Annotated in this window: 18 protein-coding genes; 12 read left to right on the forward strand and 6 right to left on the reverse strand. The window is 69.0% G+C overall.

Features of this window, described 5'->3' with window-relative positions; all coding sequences use genetic code 11:
• Window positions 1-120: 120 nt before the first annotated feature.
• The 4 genes from ABTZ89_RS02620 to sdhC all read right to left on the reverse strand — a co-directional run bounded on the left by ABTZ89_RS02620 (window position 121) and on the right by sdhC (window position 3626).
• The gene (locus ABTZ89_RS02620) at window positions 121-906 is read right to left on the reverse strand and encodes a succinate dehydrogenase iron-sulfur subunit (RefSeq protein WP_270948408.1); all 786 of its coding nucleotides are present in this window, start codon (window positions 904-906) and stop codon (window positions 121-123) included.
• Complete coding sequence (sdhA, locus tag ABTZ89_RS02625; RefSeq protein ID WP_351039254.1) at window positions 906-2696, reverse strand: succinate dehydrogenase flavoprotein subunit; 1791 nt, start codon at window positions 2694-2696, stop codon at window positions 906-908. The genes ABTZ89_RS02620 and sdhA overlap by 1 nt, the downstream gene beginning before the upstream one ends.
• 70 nt (window positions 2697-2766) lie before the next feature.
• Window positions 2767-3186: a succinate dehydrogenase hydrophobic membrane anchor subunit gene (locus tag ABTZ89_RS02630; protein WP_270948406.1), complete on the reverse strand. Its 420-nt coding sequence runs from the start codon at window positions 3184-3186 to the stop codon at window positions 2767-2769.
• A 5-nt stretch (window positions 3187-3191) separates the two neighbouring features.
• On the reverse strand, window positions 3192-3626 hold the full coding sequence (gene sdhC, locus ABTZ89_RS02635) for a succinate dehydrogenase, cytochrome b556 subunit (RefSeq protein ID WP_270948405.1): 435 nt from the start codon (window positions 3624-3626) through the stop codon (window positions 3192-3194).
• Window positions 3627-4071: 445 nt separating this feature from the next.
• Here sdhC and ABTZ89_RS02640 point away from each other — a divergent pair, with 445 nt between their 5' ends.
• The 6 genes from ABTZ89_RS02640 (at window position 4072) to ABTZ89_RS02665 (ending at window position 11244) form a co-directional block, all read left to right on the forward strand.
• The gene (locus ABTZ89_RS02640; RefSeq protein WP_502949505.1) at window positions 4072-5232 is read left to right on the forward strand and encodes a BMP family lipoprotein; all 1161 of its coding nucleotides are present in this window, start codon (window positions 4072-4074) and stop codon (window positions 5230-5232) included.
• A 163-nt stretch (window positions 5233-5395) separates the two neighbouring features.
• Entirely contained in the window at window positions 5396-6934 is a 1539-nt protein-coding gene (locus tag ABTZ89_RS02645; protein WP_270948403.1) for an ABC transporter ATP-binding protein, read from the forward strand.
• A gap of 181 nt (window positions 6935-7115) precedes the next feature.
• Entirely contained in the window at window positions 7116-8201 is a 1086-nt protein-coding gene (locus ABTZ89_RS02650; RefSeq protein WP_270948486.1) for an ABC transporter permease, read from the forward strand.
• On the forward strand, window positions 8198-9460 hold the full coding sequence (locus ABTZ89_RS02655; protein WP_351039262.1) for an ABC transporter permease: 1263 nt from the start codon (window positions 8198-8200) through the stop codon (window positions 9458-9460). The genes ABTZ89_RS02650 and ABTZ89_RS02655 overlap by 4 nt, the downstream gene beginning before the upstream one ends.
• Window positions 9460-9837, forward strand: coding sequence for a cytidine deaminase (locus ABTZ89_RS02660; RefSeq protein WP_270948401.1), 378 nt, complete (start codon window positions 9460-9462; stop codon window positions 9835-9837). Before ABTZ89_RS02655 ends, ABTZ89_RS02660 begins: the two co-directional genes overlap by 1 nt.
• A 123-nt stretch (window positions 9838-9960) precedes the next feature.
• Entirely contained in the window at window positions 9961-11244 is a 1284-nt protein-coding gene (locus tag ABTZ89_RS02665) for a thymidine phosphorylase (protein WP_351039265.1), read from the forward strand.
• 56 nt (window positions 11245-11300) lie between these two features.
• On the opposite strand, the gene ABTZ89_RS02670 is transcribed toward ABTZ89_RS02665, so the two are convergent.
• Entirely contained in the window at window positions 11301-12494 is a 1194-nt protein-coding gene (locus ABTZ89_RS02670) for an Mce/MlaD family protein (protein ID WP_351039268.1), read from the reverse strand.
• Window positions 12495-12818: 324 nt separating this feature from the next.
• On the opposite strand from ABTZ89_RS02670, the gene ABTZ89_RS02675 reads away from it, so the two are divergent.
• From ABTZ89_RS02675 to ABTZ89_RS02685, 3 genes are all read left to right on the forward strand, one after another.
• Complete coding sequence (locus ABTZ89_RS02675; protein ID WP_270948398.1) at window positions 12819-13907, forward strand: adenosine deaminase; 1089 nt, start codon at window positions 12819-12821, stop codon at window positions 13905-13907.
• 127 nt (window positions 13908-14034) lie between these two features.
• Window positions 14035-14799, forward strand: a complete 765-nt coding sequence (locus ABTZ89_RS02680; RefSeq protein ID WP_351039272.1) for an IclR family transcriptional regulator — start codon at window positions 14035-14037, stop codon at window positions 14797-14799.
• Window positions 14800-14971: 172 nt separating this feature from the next.
• A complete protein-coding gene (locus ABTZ89_RS02685; protein ID WP_270948396.1) occupies window positions 14972-15574 on the forward strand; it encodes an RNA polymerase sigma factor in 603 nt (200 codons plus the stop codon).
• Between the two features lie 72 nt (window positions 15575-15646).
• Here ABTZ89_RS02685 and ABTZ89_RS02690 read toward each other — a convergent pair whose 3' ends face one another.
• Window positions 15647-16873, reverse strand: a complete 1227-nt coding sequence (locus ABTZ89_RS02690) for a SatS C-terminal domain-containing protein (RefSeq protein WP_351039345.1) — start codon at window positions 16871-16873, stop codon at window positions 15647-15649.
• A gap of 246 nt (window positions 16874-17119) precedes the next feature.
• Between ABTZ89_RS02690 and ABTZ89_RS02695 the strand changes: the two genes are divergently transcribed.
• The 3 genes from ABTZ89_RS02695 (at window position 17120) to ABTZ89_RS02705 (ending at window position 18933) form a co-directional block, all read left to right on the forward strand.
• Window positions 17120-17698, forward strand: coding sequence for an SMI1/KNR4 family protein (locus ABTZ89_RS02695; protein ID WP_270948395.1), 579 nt, complete (start codon window positions 17120-17122; stop codon window positions 17696-17698).
• Window positions 17699-17965: 267 nt separating this feature from the next.
• Entirely contained in the window at window positions 17966-18319 is a 354-nt protein-coding gene (locus ABTZ89_RS02700; protein WP_270948394.1) for a PadR family transcriptional regulator, read from the forward strand.
• A complete protein-coding gene (locus tag ABTZ89_RS02705; protein ID WP_351039277.1) occupies window positions 18316-18933 on the forward strand; it encodes a hypothetical protein in 618 nt (205 codons plus the stop codon). The genes ABTZ89_RS02700 and ABTZ89_RS02705 overlap by 4 nt, the downstream gene beginning before the upstream one ends.
• Window positions 18934-18972: the final 39 nt, after the last annotated feature.

Raw genomic sequence — 18972 nt, forward strand, 5'->3', positions numbered from 1 at the left:
GGACGCCAGGACAGCCCAAAAGACTCACGGGTCCTGACCAGCTGCAGACCGCTCCACCGAGCACGAAAAACCGGCGCCCACCCCGAGGGGTGAGCGCCGGTTCCGCTCTTGCCGGGAAGGTCAGCGGCGCCGGAACATCAGCGCGCGCTTGACCTCCTGGATCGCCTTGGTGACCTGGATGCCGCGCGGGCAGGCGTCCGTGCAGTTGAAGGTCGTGCGGCAGCGCCACACCCCGTCGACGTCGTTGAGGATGTCGAGGCGCTCCTCGGCACCCTCGTCACGGCTGTCGAAGATGAAGCGGTGCGCGTTGACGATCGCCGCCGGGCCGAAGTAGTTCCCGTCCGACCAGTACACCGGGCACGACGTGGTGCACGCCGCGCACAGGATGCACTTGGTGGTGTCGTCGAACCGGGCCCGCTCGGCCACCGACTGCACCCGCTCGCGGGTCGGCTCGTTGCCCGAGGTCATCAGGTACGGCTTGACCGACCGGTAGGCCTCGAAGAACGGCTCCATGTCGACGACCAGGTCCTTCTCCAGCGGAAGGCCCTTGATCGGCTCGATGGTCAGGGTCGTCTCGCCGCCCTTGACCAGCAGGTCCTTCATCAGGACCTTGCAGGCCAGCCGGTTGACGCCGTTGATCCGCATCGCGTCGGACCCGCACACGCCGTGCGCGCAGGACCGGCGGAAGGTCAGCGAGCCGTCGACGTACCACTTGATGTAGTGCAGCAGGTTCAGCACGCGGTCCGAGGGCAGCGCCGGGATCCGGTACGCCTCGAAGTGCGGTTCCTCGTCGGTCTCCGGGTTGTACCGCAGGATCTTGACGGTCACCATCGTGGCGTCGTCCGGGATCGGCGGTGCGTCGTCCGGGAGCTGGGTCGTCTCGTTGTTCGTGGTGGCGGCGGTCATCAGTACTTACGCTCCATCGGCTGGTACCGGGTGACGACGACGGGCTTGTAGTCCAGCCGGATGTCGGCCTGGAAACCGGTCAGCCCCAGCGGGGCGTCCGGGTCCTCCTTCTCCGGCAGCACCTTGTACTGCATGCTGTGCCGCATGAAGTTGACGTCATCGCGGGCGGTGTAGTCCTCGCGGGCGTGCCCGCCGCGGGACTCCTTGCGGGCCAGCGCGGCGTTGACCAGGGCCTCGGCCAGGTCGAGCAGGAAGCCCAGCTCGATGGCCTCCAGCAGGTCGGAGTTGTACCGCTTGCCCTTGTCGTGCACGGAGATCCGGCCGTAGCGCTCCTTGAGCGCCTGCACGTCCGACAGCGCCGTCTTCAGCGTCTCCTCGGTGCGGTACACCGACGCGTTGGCGTCCATCGTCTGCTGCAGCTCGGTGCGGATCGTGGCGACCCGCTCGCCGCCGTGCGCGGTGCGCAGGTGGTCGACCATGCCCTCGACGAGCTTGGTCGGGTTCTCCGGCATCTCGACGTGCTCGTGGGCCTTCGCGTACTCCGCGGCGGCGATGCCGGACCGGCGGCCGAACACGTTGATGTCCAGCAGCGAGTTGGTGCCCAGGCGGTTCGAGCCGTGCACCGAGACGCAGGCGCACTCACCGGCGGCGTAGAGGCCGGGGATGACGTTGTCGTTGTCCCGGAGGACCTCGCCCTCCACGTTGGTGGGGATGCCGCCCATGGCGTAGTGCGCGGTCGGGTAGACCGGCACCGGCTCCTCGGTCGGCTCCACGCCCAGGTAGGTGCGGGAGAACTCCATGATGTCCGGCAGCTTCGCCTCGAGCAGCTCTTCGCCGAGGTGCGTGACGTCCAGCAGCACGTAGTCCTTGTTCGGACCCGCACCGCGGCCTTCCAGCACCTCCAGGGCCATCGACCGGGCGACGATGTCGCGCGGCGCGAGGTCCTTGATGGTCGGGGCGTAGCGCTCCATGAACCGCTCGCCGTCGGCGTTGCGGAGGATGCCGCCCTCGCCGCGGACGCCCTCGGTGATGAGGATGCCCAGGCCGGCCAGACCGGTCGGGTGGAACTGGTAGAACTCCATGTCCTCCAGCGGCAGGCCCTTGCGGTAGACGATGCCCATGCCGTCACCGGTCAGGGTGTGCGCGTTCGACGTGGTCTTGAAGACCTTGCCGAAGCCGCCGGTCGCGAAGATGACCGCCTTGGCGTGGAAGACGTGGATCTCGCCGGTGGCCAGCTCGTAGGCGATGGCGCCGGTGCAGACCTGCTGCCCGTCCGGGCCCTCGCTGAGCATCACGTCCAGGACGTAGAACTCGTTGTAGAACTCCACGCCGTGCTTGACGCAGTTCTGGTACAGCGTCTGCAGGATCATGTGGCCGGTGCGGTCCGCGGCGTAGCAGGCGCGGCGGACCGGCGCCTTGCCGTGGTCGCGGGTGTGGCCGCCGAACCGGCGCTGGTCGATCTTGCCCTCGGGGGTCCGGTTGAACGGCAGACCCATCTTCTCGAGGTCCAGGACCGCGTCGATGGCCTCCTTCGCCATGATCTCGGCGGCGTCCTGGTCGACCAGGTAGTCACCGCCCTTGATCGTGTCGAAGGTGTGCCACTCCCAGTTGTCCTCTTCGACGTTGGCCAGCGCCGCGCACATGCCGCCCTGGGCGGCGCCCGTGTGCGAACGGGTGGGGTAGAGCTTCGTCAGCACGGCGGTGCGGGCGCGCTGCCCGGACTCGATCGCCGCGCGCATCCCGGCGCCTCCTGCGCCGACGATGACCACGTCGTACTTGTGGATTTGCATGGTCGCCTCCTCGGGCGGCGGCGAGGTCCGTGGTCGGGCGACGACCTCGCCGCGATGTGGTCGTCTGCGGCTAGCCGATGTTCGGGTCGAAGGTGAAGAGGACGAAGGTGCCCAGACCCACGGTCAGCAAGACCGAGACGTACAGCAGCATCTTCAGCCAGAAGCGCGTGCCGTCCTTGCGCGAGTAGTCGTTGATGACGGTACGCAGACCGTTGCCGCCGTGCAGGCCGGCCAGCCAGAGCATCGTCAGGTCCCACATCTGCCAGAACGGGGACGCCCAGCGACCCGCGACGAAGGCGAAGTTGATCCGCTGCACGCCGCCGTCCAGGAACAGCATGATCAGCAGGTGGCCCAGGACCAGGAACAGCAGGACCACGCCCGACAGCCGCATGAACAACCAGCTGTAGAGCTCGAAGTTGTTGCGGCGGGCGGCGGGCCGGGAGGAGGAGCGCGGCTTCTCCACGGAAAGCGGTGCGTCGGTGACGGTCATTGCCCTCAACCCCCGAAGAACTCGTTGACGGCGCGGCTGAGCAGGCTGATCGCGGCCGGGACGATCAGGACGAGCCACAGCACCAGGACGGTCCACAGCATCGGCTTCTGGTACTTGGTGCCCTTGGACCAGAAGTCGACGAGCATCACGCGGATGCCGTTGAACGCGTGGAAGATCACGGCCGCCAGCAGACCCAGCTCGAAGAGGATCATCACCGGGTGCTTGTAAGTCTCGATGACCGTGTCGTACGCGTTGGGCGAGACCCGCACCAGGGCGGTGTCCAGAACGTGCACGAACAAGAAGAAGAAGGTGAGTACGCCCGTGATCCGGTGGGCGACCCACGACCACATGCCCAGATCGCCGCGGTAGAGACGCCCCTTGGCGCGCACCTCGGTGGCGCGTTCCGGTGCGTCGGCCGCGGAGGCGGTGGTGCTGGCCATGGTGGAAGGCCTCCAACCTCGCTGGTGGACTGACGGCCCCGTTCGGGAACAGGAGCGACCGGCTCCCGAGTCGCAGTTGGTCCCAATGGGTATTGGGTGCACGCCCGTCACCGGCCACGAACAGGGGCCTTGACGCATCGGATGCTAGACCCGACCAAACACCCAGGCCTACTCGCCCGCGCTCTCTGTGATCGACCAGACAAGCCGGCCGGTCCGGTTGATCGATGTAGAAATCATTTCGTGACACGCGAGCAATGTCCACTCGGTGGCGTCAAGACTTAATTTCGAGAGCCACGTCACCGAATGGCGTGCGCCGCGAACCGGAAGAACAATCCACCGAGGACGACACCATCGAGTGGAGTTCTACCGGAACCGGATCTCTCCGGCATGCCGGAGGGGCGCGGTTGGGGGCGTCGCGGTGGGACCAACAGGAAAGGGGAACGGCATGCGGCGGACGCCGACATGGAGGCGCTCGGGTGCCGGACGTTCACGAACGGCCACCGCGGTGGCCGTGCTGCTCACCGGAGCGCTCGCGCTCTCCGGCTGCGCGAAGGACAGCGGAGGGGGTGGCGGGAACAACGCCAGCGGTCAGGGATGTCAGCTCACCGCGCCGCCGGCCGGAGCCCCGGCGCCGAACCCGCCGCAGCCGCCGCCGGCCCCGCCGAACGCCAAGGACATGCGGGTCGGGCTGGCCTTCGACATCGGCGGGCGCGGCGACGCCTCGTTCAACGACGCCTCGGTGGCCGGGCTGGACCGGGCGAAGTCCGAGATGGGCTTCTCCGACGTCAAGGAGCTCGACGCCGGTGCCGGTGAGTCCGAGGACGCCAAGCAGACCCGCCTGCGGCAGCTGGCGCGCGAGGGCTACAACCCGGTGATCGCCGTCGGCTACGCCTACGCGGACGCCATCAAAGCCGTCGCGCCGGAGTTCGCCGGCACCAAGTTCGCGATCATCGACGAGCAGGTCGACGGCGTGCCCAACGTCACCCCGCTGGTCTTCGCCGAGGAGCAGGGCTCGTTCCTGGTCGGCGTGATCGCCGCGCACCGGTCGAAGAACTGCCAGGTCGGTTTCGTCGGCGGGGTGCGGACCCCGCTGATCCAGAAGTTCCAGGCCGGGTTCGAGGCGGGCGCCAAGGCCGCCGCGCCGTCGATCAAGATCGACAGCAAGTACCTGACCCCGGCGGGCGACTTCAGCGGTTTCCAGGACCCGAACAAGGGCGCCGAGATCGCGACCGGCCAGCTGGAGGAGGGCGCGGACGTGATCTACCACGCCGCGGGCGCCTCCGGTAAGGGCGTGTTCTCGTCGGTCAAGCAGTCCGGGGCGATGGCGATCGGCGTGGACTCCGACCAGTACAACCAGCCGACCGTGGCCGAGTCCAAGGACGTGATCATCTCGTCCATGCTCAAGCGCGTCGACCTCGCGGTGTACGACTACATCTCCGCGGTCGCCCGCGACGACCTGGGCTCGTTGCCGAAGAAGTTCGACCTGGCCATCGACGGCGTCGGCTACTCCAAGTCCGGCGGCAAGGTCGACGACCTGGTGCCGGTGGTGGACGCCTACCGCAACGCCATCGCCAACGGCGACATCAAGGTCTCCGACAAGCCGTGACGTTCGACGGCGGTTCCGCGCGGGTCCCGCGCGGAACCGCCGCGCGGAGGTTTCACCCAGGCGGTGGCGGTTTCGCGCCAACGAGGTTGCGCCGGGGCCGAAACCGTCCATTGTTGAGCGTCCGTTCGCTTCGCCGCTGCGAGACGACGTCCCCTGGAGCGCCATGAACACCGCCACCGAACCGGAATCCGGTGATCCGCCGGCCGTCGAGCTGACCGGCATCACGAAGGCCTTCCCCGGCGTGGTCGCCAACTCCGACGTGAACCTGTCGGTGCGCGCCGGCGAGGTCCACGCGCTGTGCGGCGAGAACGGGGCCGGCAAGTCGACCCTGATGAAGATCCTCTACGGCATGCAGGCCCCGGACTCCGGCACGATCCGGGTCCGCGGCGAGGAGGTGCGGCTGCGCACCCCGGCCGAGGCGATCCGCGCCGGGATCGGCATGGTGCACCAGCACTTCATGCTGGCCGACAACCTGACCGTGCTGGAGAACATCGTGCTCGGCGCGGAGGGCGCGCACGGCATCGGCGCGAAAGCCCGCCGCGAGGTGCGGGAACTGGCTTCCCGGGCGGGTTTCGAAGTTCGCCCGGACGTGCTGGTCGAACGCCTCGGCGTCGCCGACCGGCAGCGCGTCGAGATCCTCAAGGTCCTCTACCGCGGCGCGCGGATCATCATCCTGGACGAGCCCACCGCGGTGCTCGTGCCGCAGGAGGTCGACGAGCTGTTCGCGACCCTGCGCACCATGCGCGAGCAGGGCTTCACGTTCCTGTTCATCTCGCACAAGCTCGACGAGGTGCGCGCGATCGCCGACACGATCACGGTCCTGCGCCGCGGCACCACCGTCGGCACCGTGCCCACCGGCGAGGTCACCAGCCAGCGGCTGGCCGAGATGATGGTCGGCAGCGAGCTCCCGGTGCCCGAGCGCGGCGAGTCCACGGTGACCGATCGCGAAGTGCTCGTCCTCTCCGGACTGTCCGCATCGGAGCAGGACCGGGCGGTGCTGTCCGACGTGGACCTGGTGGTGCGGGCCGGCGAGGTGGTCGGCATCGCCGGGGTGGAGGGCAACGGCCAGACCGAACTGGTCGAGGCGATCATGGGCATGCGCCCGGTCGACTCGGGCCGGATCGCCCTCGGCGAGCGCGACCTGACCGGCCTGCCCACGCTGGCCCGCCGCGAAGCGGGCATCGGTTACGTGCCCGAGGACCGGCACCGGCAGGGCCTGCTGCTCGACGAACCGCTCTGGTACAACCGCATCCTCGGTCACCAGACCCGCCGCCCGGTCGCCCGCGGCAAGTGGCTGGACCGGCAGGGCGCGAGGACCGACTCGGTGCGCATCGTCGAGCAGTTCGACGTCCGAACCCCGGGCATCGAGGTCGACGCGGCCGCGCTCTCCGGCGGCAACCAGCAGAAGTTCGTGGTGGGCCGGGAGCTCTCCGGTGACCCAGTGCTGCTGATCGCGGCGCACCCGACCCGCGGCGTGGACGTCGGCGCCCAGGCCGTCATCTGGGACCACCTGCGCGCCGCCCGCGCGGAAGGACTGGCGGTGCTGCTGATCTCCGCCGATCTGGACGAGCTGATCGGCCTGTCCGACACCATCCGGGTGATGTTCGGCGGCCGTCTGGTCGCCGAAGCGGACCCGACCTCGGTGACCCCGGAAGAACTCGGCGCTGCGATGACCGGCGCCAGGGACGGTGAGGTCGCATGAGTCGCTCTGTGCCCGACCGCACCTCAGGGGAACCACGGAAAGGCGGAACTGCCGCAGGAGTGGGTTCGTGCCCAACCGCACCTCAGGGGAACGTGACGCGACTCAGCCACAGGAAACCGCGAAACGTGAGGTCGCTTTCGGAGGCAACCACCACTGTGAATCGCGGAGAGGCGGAATGCGCATGAACAACTGGCGGACACGCCTGCTCCCCGCGGCGTTGGCGATCGTCTTCGCGACCGTGCTGTGCAGCGCGGTGCTGGTGTTCTCGGGCGCGAACCCGGTCGACACGCTGCTGGAGATGGTCACCCAGGTCGGCCGCGGGACGACCGCGGTGGACGTGGTCAACACCGCGGGCAGCTACTACCTGGTCGCCATCGCCGCCGCGATCGGGTTCCAGATGAACCTGCTCAACATCGGCATCGAGGGCCAGTACCGGCTGGGCGCCTGCGTGGCGGCGATCGTCGGCGGCGCGGTCAGCCTGCCGTTCGGGCTGCACGCGCTGCTGGTCGTCGTGGTCGGCGCGGTCACCGGTGCGCTGTGGTGCGGGATCGCGGCGGTGCTGAAGGTCTACCGCGGGGTGTCCGAGGTGATCTCCACGATCATGCTCAACACCCTGTCCATCGGGCTCATCGCCTACCTCGTGCAGGACTTCGGCGAGATGCGCGGCAACATGCAGGGCACCGCGATCATCCCGGAATCCGGCTGGGTGCCGGGGATTCCGCTGGGCGGTGCCGGGACGGTGTTCGGGCTGGTGCTGCTGTCGGTGGCGGTGGGCGTCGGGTACGCGGTGCTCGTCGACCGCACCCGCTACGGCTTCCAGCTGCGCGCATCGGGCCTGTCGCCGACCGCCGCTCGGGCCGGCGGCGTCGACTCCAAGCGCATGATCATGTCGGCGATGCTGATCTCCGGTGCCATCGCCGGGGTGGCCGGGCTGCCGGAGATCCTGAGCCGCGACCACACCTTCACCGTCAACTTCCCGATCGGCTACGGGTTCGCCGGCCTGGCCATCGCGCTGCTGGGCCGCAACCACCCGATCGGCATCGCGTTCGGCGCGCTGCTGTGGGCCTTCCTGGACAAGAGCTCGCTGACGCTGGACAACATCGGGGTGCCGAAGGAGATCGTGACCATCTTGCAGGGCACCATCGTGCTGTCCGTGGTCGTGGCCTACGAGCTGGTGCGCCGCCGCGAACTCGCCGCCGAGCAGCGGCGGGTCGGCCGCGCGCTGGGGACCGGCGAGCCGGTCGCCACCGGAGGTGAGCGGGCATGACGACCGCGCTGAGCACCGAACCGGAGAAGACTTCGCACAAGGCGGCTCGACGCCCGATGCCCGGCTGGGCGCGCGTCGTGCTCTGGGTGGTCGTCGCGTTCACGGCGGTGGCGATCGCCTCGTACCAGACCGGCGTGCCGCAGCTGACCTCGTCGGGCACCGTGCAGTCCGCGGTGCGCCTGGGCATCCCGATCCTGCTGGCCGCGCTGGGCGGCCTGTGGGCCGAGCGCGCCGGGGTCATCAACATCGGCCTCGAGGGCATGATGATCCTCGGCACCTGGGGCGGCGCCTGGGCCGGCTACCAGTGGGGACCGCTCGCCGGGCTCGTCGCGGCGGCCGTGTTCGGCGCGCTGGGCGGCCTGGTGCACGCGATCGCGACGGTGTCCTTCGGCGTCAACCACATCGTGTCCGGTGTGGCGATCAACCTGCTCGGCGCGGGCATCGCGAAGTACCTGTCGACGCTGGTGTTCGAGCCGATCTCGCGGAACCCGCGGGAATCGCCCATGGTGCCGAAGTTCGACACCTACTCCGCGCAACCGCTGGGCACCTGGCTGGAACAGCTCGAAGACCTGCAGCGGGTGGGCATCTCGGACCTCGCGGGCATCCTCGGCGGTCTGGTCACCGAGGTCTCGCCGCTGACGATGCTGGCGTACCTGCTGGTGCCCGCCAGCTACCTGCTGCTGTGGCGCTCGCCGTTCGGCCTGCGCCTGCGCTCCTGCGGGGAGAACCCGGTCGCGGCCGAATCCCTGGGCGTCAACGTCTACCGCTACAAGTACCTGGCGGTCATCATCTCCGGCGCGCTGGCCGGGATCGGTGGTGCGGCGCTGATCCTCAACCCCGGCCAGGCGGGTTACCTGGAGGGCCAGACCAACAACCGCGGCTACATCGGCCTGGCCGCGATGATCTTCGGCAACTGGCGGCCGGGCGGTCTGCTCGGCGGTGCGGCGCTGTTCGGCTACTCCGACGGCCTGCAGCTGCGCAGCGGCGAGACCAGCGTGCACGCGCTGTTCTACGGTGCGACGCTGCTGCTCGTGGTGGTCGCGGCGGTGCAGGTGTGGCGGCGCAGCTGGTTCGCCGCCGGTATCGCGCTGGTCGCCGCGGCGGTGATGTACTCGGTGTACTGGTACACCGATTCGCTGCCCGAGGAGCTCACCGCCTACACCCCGCATCTGGTGACGCTGGTGGTGCTGGGCGCGGCATCGCAGCGGCTGCGACCACCTGCGGCGAACGGCCTGCAGTACCGCAGAGGGGCGGACTAGTGACCGCAGTGGACTGGGAATTGCTGCGCGCCGAGGCGGTGAAGGCCGCATCGATGGCGTACTGCCCGTACTCGAACCTGCAGGTGGGTGCGGCGGCCCTGTGCGACGACGGCAGGGTCGTGACCGGCTGCAACGTTGAGAACGGTTCCTACGGCGTCACCCTGTGCGCGGAGTGCACGATGGCCGGTCAGCTCCGCCTGACCGGAGGGGGCCGCTTCGTCGCGGTGGCCTGCCGGAGCGGCACCGGGGACCTCCTGATGCCCTGCGGCCGCTGCCGCCAGGTCCTCCAGGAGCTGGGCGGCCCGGACTGCCTGGTCGACACCCCGCGAGGAATCCTCCCGATGACCGAAGTCCTCCCCGACGCCTTCGAGTTGTAGGCGCGGCAGAATTTGCCGCTCTGACCAGGACTTCTGGGTAGATCACTCGTTCGGGATGTATCTGTGGGAGGGGTTCGCGCCTCTATACATGCGAGGGGTTTCTTCGAGCTGGAGGTGGCTGGGATGCATTCCGCGGTTGATGTGATCCGGGCGAAGCGCGATGGCGGGCGGCTCAGCGATGAGCAGATCGACTGGGTGGTCGACGCCTACACGCGCGGCCAGATCGCCGACGAGCAGATGGCGTCGTTGGCGATGGCCATCCTGTTGCGCGGCATGACGGCGGCGGAGACCGCGCGCTGGACCGCCGCGATGGTCGCTTCCGGTGAGGTGTTAGCGCTCGACGGGGTGCGAAAACCCACTGTGGACAAGCATTCCACCGGTGGCGTCGGGGACAAGATCACCCTGCCGCTGACCCCGCTGGTCGCCGCGTGCGGTGCCGCCGTGCCACAGCTGTCCGGGCGCGGTTTGGGGCACACCGGCGGCACGCTCGACAAGCTGGAGTCGATCCCCGGGTGGCGGGCGCAGCTCTCCGACGAGGAGATCCGCGCGCAGCTCGACGACGTCGGCGCGGTGGTGTGCGCGGCGACGGAGGGTTTGGCGCCGGCCGACCGGAAGCTCTACGCCCTGCGGGACGTGACGGGCACGGTCGAGTCGATCCCGCTGATCGCCAGCTCCATCATGAGCAAGAAGATCGCCGAGGGCGTGCAGTCGCTGGTGCTGGACGTCAAGTGCGGCTCCGGCGCCTTCATGAAGGAACCCGGCCAGGCGCGGGACCTGGCCACCGCACTCGTGGAGATCGGTGCCGCGAACGGGTTGCGGACCAGCGCGCTGATCACCGACATGTCCGTCCCGCTGGGGCGCGCGGTCGGCAATGCGCTGGAAGTGGCCGAGGCGGTGGACGTTCTGCGCGGTGGTGGTCCACCGGACGTCGTGGAGCTGACCCTCGCCCTGGCCCTCGAGATGCTCGACCACGCTGGACTGTCCGATGTGGACCCCGCGGAGGTCTTGTCGGATGGTCGTGCCTACGACTCGTGGTGCCGGATGATCCGGGCCCAGGGCGGAGATCCCGAAGCGGAACTGCCACGCGCGCGGCACGTCGACGTGATCACCGCGCCGGAGGGCGGTGTGCTCGCCGAGCTCGACGCGTTCGCGGTGGGCATCGCGGCATGGCGGCTGGGTGCGGGACGGGCCCGCAAGGAGGACGACGTCGAGCACGCCGCCGGGGTGCTGTGCCTGGCCAAGCCGGGCGATCGGATCAGCGCTGGCCAGCCGCTGCTGGAACTGCACACCGACCGGCCCGAAACCGTCGCGGGCGCCAGAGAGGCACTGGCCGGCGCATACGAAATCAGCGGCGCCGACCGGAAGTCGACGCCGCTGATCCTGGATCGAGTGGCTGCGAACAGCTGACTCAGCTGATGCGCGGCGGCTCGGGCACTACCCGCGCCGCCGCGCAGAGCCTGGAATCAGGCGCTCTCGGCGGTGAAGTCCTCTTCGCCGTCGGTCAGAGCCTTGTCCGTGGTGTCGCGCTTGGCGCTCTTGGAGCGGCCGCGGCGCTGCTGGCGGGGGAGCGTGGTGGGCGGCGGCGGGGCCGACGGCGCGCTGCCGCCGAGGATCAGCTCGGCGAAGGTGGCCATGGCCTCGTCGAGCTGCCCGGCGTGGCGCCGCTCGCTCTCCTCGTTGGCCTCGCGGACCAGGGCGTTCAGCGAGTCGCTGTCCGGGCGGGACGCGAGCGTGCCCGACAGCTGCGTGAGGTTCTTCGACAGCGTGCCGCCGAGGTCGCCCAGACCCGTCTTGACGCCTTCCTCGACGGTGTCGAGGCGGTTGGTGAAGCCCTGCTCGACGGTGTCGATGCGGGTGTTGACGTTGTCCTCGACCTGGTCGAGGCGCGCGGTGACCTGGTCCAGCCGGTCGGTGAGCTGCCCCAGGCGGTCGGCCAGCTTGTCCAGCTTGTCGGTCGGGTCCACCGCCGGGCGGGCCGCGAGCTGGTCCAGCTTGGCGTCGATCTGGTCGCGGGTGCCGGCCACGGCGTCGGACAGCGCGTTCTGCGCGTTGCCGGTGGACTCGGTGACCGCGCGCTGCAGGGCCTCGCGGGTGCCGTCGAGGTGCTCGTGGACGCCCTCGTCGATCTCGGCGAAGCGGCCGCGCAGGCTGGTCTCCAGCGAGTCGATGCGCTCGCGGACCGGGCCGTGCAGCGTCGCGGGCAGCGACTCGAGGCGGCCGTCCTGCTTGTCCAGGTGCAGCCCCAGCTCGTCCAGGCGCTTGTGGATGTGGCCGAGCTTGTCCTCCAGGCCGTCCATCCGGCCGACCACGCCGTCCATCCGCCCGCCGACTCCGTCGAGCCGACCGTCCAGCTGGGCGAAGGGCTTGGCGAGCTTGTCGACCAGACCGTCGACGGAGCCCTTCAGCTCGAGCAGCGAGCCGTCGTGCGCCTCGAGCTTGGCCAGCGCTTCGTCGAGTCGTTCGGCCAGCACGCTGACTTCGGTGCGGTCCGGCAGCTCGCTCAGGCGTTTCCGCACGGAACCCAGCGACTCCAGCGGGGAGAGCCGGGCGTGGATCTCGTCCAGTGCGTCGAAGATCTGCTGTTGTTCGCTCTCGCGGATCTCAGCCGCACGCGTGAGCATGTTGCGCATGCGGTCGAACGACATGTTCTCGGTCACGGCTAGGGGCGTCCTTCGTCGAGGGGGGATGAGGACTCGCCGAGCCTAGCCACTCTGTTCCAGCGTTCCCAGGCGCCCCCCGATACATTGCGTGATTACCTGACGGGGCATGGATCCATTTGGAGCAGCATTGTTCCGCCGAAAAGTCCAGCCGACTCGCCGTTCGCTGCGATAAGCGTTGTATTCGGGATCCGTCCGAGTGAGTTTTGCGGGACGGTTGTCCGGTTCGGCGTGCCCCGGAAACCCGCTGTTCCCGAAGTTTTCGCAGGGCTGTCGCTGGTAGCTGTCCGTGGTGCGGCCATCGGCGCCCTGTAACGTGGATGCATGTCGACTCCGGTGAACCTGAACTCCATCCGGCAGGCGCCCAAGGTACTGCTGCACGACCACCTCGACGGTGGCCTGCGGCCCCAGACCGTGATCGATCTGGCGCATGCTGCCGGGTATTCCGAGCTGCCCCACGACAACGCCGCTGAACTGGGACGATGGTTCGAAGCTGCGGCGGATTCGGGTTCGCTGGAGCGGTACCTGGAGACCTTCGCGCACACCGTCGCGGTGATGCAGACGGAGGAGGCGCTGATCCGGGTCGCGGCCGAGTGCGTCGAGGACCTGGCCGAGGACGGCGTGGTCTACGCCGAGGTGCGCTACGCCCCGGAGCTCTTCCAGGACGGCGGGCTGACGCTCGACCAGATCGTGCAGGCCGTCCAGGACGGATTCCGGGAAGGTGAACGCCGCGTAGCCGCCGCCGGAAAACGTATCCGAATCGGTACCTTGCTGTGCGCCATGCGGCAGAATGCGCGGTCGCTGGAAATCGCCGAGCTCGCGGTCCGGTACCGGGACGCGGAAGTCGTCGGTTTCGACATCGCCGGACCGGAGGCGGGATTCCCGCCCACCCGGAACCTGGACGCGTTCGAATACCTGCGCCAGCAGAACGCGCATTTCACGATTCACGCTGGTGAGGCGTTCGGGCTTCCGTCGATCTGGGAAGCCATCCAGCACTGCGGCGCGGAACGGCTCGGGCACGGCGTCCGCATCGTCGACGACATCAAGGTCGACGAGGACGGCTCGGTGCACCTGGGCCGCCTGGCGTCCTACGTCCGGGACCGGCGGATCCCGCTGGAGATGTGCCCGTCGTCGAACCTGCAGACCGGGGCGGCCGAGTCGATGGCCGAGCACCCCATCGGGCTGCTGGCGAAGCTGCGCTTCCGCGTCACGGTGAACACCGACAACCGGCTGATGAGCCACTGCTCGATGTCGGGCGAGTTCGCCGCGCTGCACGAGGCCTTCGGCTACGGCTGGGAGGACATGCAGTGGTTCACGGTGAACGCGATGAAGTCGTCGTTCCTCGGCTTCGACGAGCGCCTCGAGCTGATCAACGACGTGATCAAGCCGGGCTACGCGGCACTGCTGGACTAATTGCTGCATCGCTTTTTGCGCATAAGGTGCTGCGTTCGGATCGGCGGCATTGGATACTGCCAGTCCTGAACGCGATTCGTGGTAGGCGCGAGGACAGCGGCGCCGGGGACTCCCGGGGAGGGACACGGTGGCACGGGGTGGCGAGCCAACGCTGATCACGTCGGTGCAGCGCGCGCTTCGGTTGTTGGAGGCCGTGAGCGAGCAGCCGTCTGGCACCACGGCGAAGAACCTGTCCAGGCGGACCGGGATCGCGCTGCCGACCACGTACCACCTGCTGCGCACCCTGGCCCACGAGGGCTACCTCGAGAAGCTGGACGACGGCGCGTTCATCGTCGGTTCCCAGGTCGCCGGGCTGCATTCGGCTGCGCAGGACCAGGTCCTGCGCAGCCGGATCCGCTCGGTGATGACCGAGCTCCGCGACGACCTGAACGCGGCGGTCTACCTGGCCCACTACCACGAGGGTGACGTGGTCGTGGCCGACATCGTCGACAGCCCGCGCAACCCGCGGGTGGACACCTGGGCCGCTTTCAAGGAAGCCGCGCACGCCACCGCGATCGGGAAGTGCCTGCTGTCCGGGCTGAGCCGGGAAGAGCGCGCGGACCACCTCGACCGCTACCCGCCGGCGGACCTCACCCCGCGCACGATCACCCGGACCCACGAATTGATAGACGGTCCGGAGAACGCGGTCGTCACCGATTCTGAGGAGTACTCGCTCGGCACGGCGTGCATGGCCGCGCCGGTCGTGGGCACCGCCTCGCCGATGACGCTGGCGATTTCGTTCCCGGCGCGCAAGCTCACCGCCACCGATTCCTTCGAGAACCCGTTGCGCACGGCCGCCGGGGAGATCTCCAGGACGGTCGCGGTCGTCGGCGACTTTCCCACGGTCGGGTGACTTTCGAGCGCGGAAATCCTTCCCACCTGGGAGGAATCACTATCTGAAATATTCCATCTTGTCCTATGCCAGCGGTTTCGCGAACATCTTTCGCAGCGGGGGCGTATTCGGTGAGGGGCGTTGACCACCCCCTTGGCGGCGCCCCTCACCGGTGCAAAGGCTGAGGGGAACCATGTACGCGGGCGACGACGGAACACTGCTCGAAGCGGTTCGATCCGGCTCGTCCGCAGCGTTCGCCGAGCTCTATGCCCGGCACCGCGCCGCAGCGCGGACCATGGCCAAGCAGGTCGCGGCGACCCCCGCCGATGTGGACGACCTGGTGTCCGAGGCGTTCGCCAACATCCTCGACGTCCTCCAGCGCGGTGCTGGACCGGTCACCGCCTTCCGCGCCTACCTGCTCACCACCATCCGGAACCTCGCGGCCGCGGCCAGCAGCCGTGATCGCCGCGTCTTCCTGGCCGCCGAGCTCGACGGCTCCCATCTGGACGAAACCCTGCCGTTCGTCGATCCCGCGGTGGCGGAGCTGGAGCGCAACCTGGTCAAGCAGGCCTTCTCCCGGCTCCCGCGCCGCTGGCGCCACGTGCTGTGGTGCGTGGAGGTCGAGAAGCAGACCCCGGCGGAGGTCGGCAGGTACTTCGGGATCAGCCGGAACAGCGCGGCAGCGCTGACCTACCGCGCCCGGAAGGGCCTGCGCGAGGCCTACACCCAGGTCTGCCGCGGCGAACCGGCCCAGCGCCGCCTCGCAGCCCCCGGCGAACTCCTGGCCGCCGCCTGATCCCCGTTCGAATCCGGAAACCGAAAAAGCGCGCACCTCCGATGAAGAAGTGCGCGCTTTCTCGAGTTCGGGTCAGTGCGAGCGGAAACGCTCCTCCAGGTCTTCGACCAGTTTGCGCCAGGATTCGACCTCGGTGTCGAACGGGCCGCTCGGGGGCAGCCGGTTCGGGCTGGGGCGCAGGATGAACGAGACCAGCCAGCCGAGCCGCTCCGACGGCTGCAGCGCCTGCTCGACGCTGGTGTCGCCGGCCCAGGCCGCCGCATCCATCAGCAGTTCCTCGGCCAGGTCCAGCTGCGTCGGGTCCACATCGGACGGACCGCTGCCGAGGTCGGCGTCCAGGCCGGTCAGCACGTAGGTGTTGTCGTCGTCGACCTCGACCTCGAGCTCACCGGCGGTGGCCTTGTCCCGCACCTGCGACCAGGTCGAGACCCGCTCCAGGTCGGTGCCGGACACCGCGTCGTCGTCGGCGACGAACCGGGCCAGCGCGCGGGCGCTCGGGAACACGTCGATCTTCCCGCCGCTGCCCAGGAAGACCGGGTCGTCGTCGAGGTAGCAGCGCAGCGAGTAGTGCTCGCCGGTGCTGGTGATGATGCGGATCGGGTCGATGCCGACCTCGCCCCAGAAGCCGAGCTCGACCTCCTCGATCTCGTCCACGTCGGACTCGTCGGAGGTGTCCGCCTCCTCCTCGGTGTCGGCCTCCAAGGACTCGGCGAGCTCGGTCTCGGCGGCGGCGACCGCGTCGGCCGGCACCTCCGGGGTGGTGACGACGGCGTCGATGGCGTCCAGGACCTCGTCCCAGCGCTCCACGACGACCTTGCACAGCTCGGTCCAGCGGCGCTGCCCGTCCTTGCCGGAGAAGGCGAAGGTGCCCTGGTCGAGGATGGCGAAGCCGTCGGCGGAGTCCAGCACCTCGTGCACCGCGTCCAGCTCGCAGACGTCGGCCAGCGAGCGGGCGATCTCGACGATGTCGGCGAGTTCGCCGACGGTCCAGGTGTCCAGCGGCTCGGCCACCAGCTCCGGGACGCCCACCAGGTCGTACTGGTGGTCCTCGTCCGGGTTCAGGTCCTCGGCGGCGAGCTGGGGCACCACGTGCCACGCCGGGTGGTCGTCGAGGTCGTGCTCCTTCGCGGTGCGCACGAACGCTGCCAGGTGCGCGGCGTCGGGGAACGCGTAGAGGTCGTCCTCGTGTCCGAGGAACGCTTCCCACTCCTCGCCGTCCTCGCGCCAGCGCGGCGCCCACAGGGTGACGACGTCGCCCTGCGGCAGCCCGAGCTCGATGGGGACGATGTCGTGCGCCATCTCTCTACCTCCGGTCACCGAACCAGACCTCGCGGAAGCCTACGGGTTGTCCGTTCGCTGCGTGTTCCCCGGTCCAGCTGTCACCGTATCGAGCCCGGGGAGTGCAACGGTCGACGGAACAATTCGTAACGATCAGTCGTCGGTGTGGTGGATGCGTCCCAACGCGGTTGGGCTGTTCGGCGCAGCGGGGCTCGAGGTCACCTTTGGCGGTACCCCTCCGACGTCCGCCGGGCGATCATGATCGGAATGGACGTCACGGAGCTGTGGACCGAGATCGTGCGCTGGTTGTCGGAGCACGCGCCGGTCACCGCAGCGTCGTTGCGCCCGCCCGTGCCCCCGGACCTGGCCGAGCTGGAGGGGGAGTTCGCCGTCGAGATCCCGGCCGAACTCCGCGAGCTGTGGCTGTCCTGCGGGGGTACCGACGCGGACGTGCTCGCTGACGTCCTGCCGCCGTTCTACACGCCCTACAGCGCGGCCGAAGCTCTCCAGGCGTGGCGCGATCACCGCAAACACTGGGCCGCTCAGTGGGAGCGCCCGGCCTGCGACTACTACGCGGGCTCGCCGGGTTCGAGCTTCCACCCTGCCTGGATCCCGATCGCCGGCGACGGTTTCGCCGACGAACTGGTGGTGGACCTGCGCCCAGGGCCGCTGCACGGCTGCGTCCTGGAGTGGGAGCAGGAAGCGGCCCAAGTCCTCCGCCCCGAGTGGAAGGGTGTCGCGGCGATGCTGTCCGACGTCCGCCGAGCCCTGGCCGAAGGAGTCCCGGCGGGCCACAGCTACCCGACGATCACCGAAGACGGCCGCCTCGACTGGCAAATCCGCTGATCGCCCAACCGCTCACTTCCAGGTGACATCAACTGCTGCTCCGTCGCCAGGTGAGGTCTGGTACAGAACCGCAGTTTCAATTGAAACTGTAAATCCCAGGCACGGCGGATCACAGTTTCAATTGAAACTGCAGGTTCCGAGGCTGCGTGCGCCCGAGGGGAGCCTCGGTGCGGGTTAGCTCTTTTGGGCAGGGGTGTGTTGATCGGACCTAGGGTCCATGTCGCCGACTAGTTTGTGACGCCTACTAGTTGGCGCTACAGTGTTGGCATGGCGGACAGGACGGTCTCCGGGCGGCAGGCGCAGTGGCTGCGCGGCGTGCTCGACCTCGCTGTGCTGGCACTGCTGGCCGAGGGCGGCGAGGGGTACGGGTACACGCTGCTGCAGCGGCTCGCCGAGGCCGGTTTGCCGGGGATGAAGGCCGGGACGCTCTATCCGCTGCTCAACCGGCTTGCTGCCGATGGGTTGCTGAGCGCTGAGTGGCGGGCTGGGGAAGGCGGGCCCGGTCGGAAGTTCTTCGCGCTGACCGACGAAGGGCGCGCGGTGCTCGCCGAACAGGGGCCCAAGTGGGTCGAGTTCGCGAAGAACTCGATCTCCGTTGTGGAACGAGGGGTGCAGTCGTGATGGCGCTTGACGAGAAGTACCGCGACGAGCTGCTGCTCGCGCTGCGGATGCACGAGATCTCCGGGGAGCACGTCGGAGAGGTGCTGGCCGAGGTCGAGGCGCACGTCCGGGAGACCGGGGAGGACCCGGCCGAAGCCTTCGGGAAGCCCCGCGAGTACGCCGCGCAGGTCGCCGAGCAGCTGGACGGCGCGGGCAAGTCGTCCACGCTGGGAATCGCGATCAGCGTGCTGGCGACGGCAGCGCTGACCATGTTCGGCTCGGACTTCCTGCTGGACGCGCTGTTCGAGCGAACCGACTCGATCGCCTACACGCTGAAGGACACCGTGGCCCTGCTGTCCCTGCTGGTGCTGTTCGTTGCCGGGACTTTGCTGGTGTTCAAGGCGTACACGGCGAAGGCGGCGAACAAGGCCTACGGGTTTGCGGCGATCGCGGCGTTCGGGCTGGGCATCCTGGCCCAGTACCTCGCCGGCCAGTTCTTCGACGACGTGACCCCGCTGTACGAGCTGCCGCGCTGGGGCGCAGGCGTCCTCGGTGCGCTGGCGCTCGCAGGGGCCATCGCCTTCATGGTCCGTGCGGCCCGCCGAGGTCGAGTGGTCTACCCGAAGGTCAGCTGACTCCGCCGAACCCAGCGATGTCCACCGCGGCTAGATGTT

The organism is Saccharopolyspora sp. NPDC002686 (assembly GCF_040295745.1).
GTDB lineage: Bacteria > Actinomycetota > Actinomycetes > Mycobacteriales > Pseudonocardiaceae > Saccharopolyspora > Saccharopolyspora oryzae.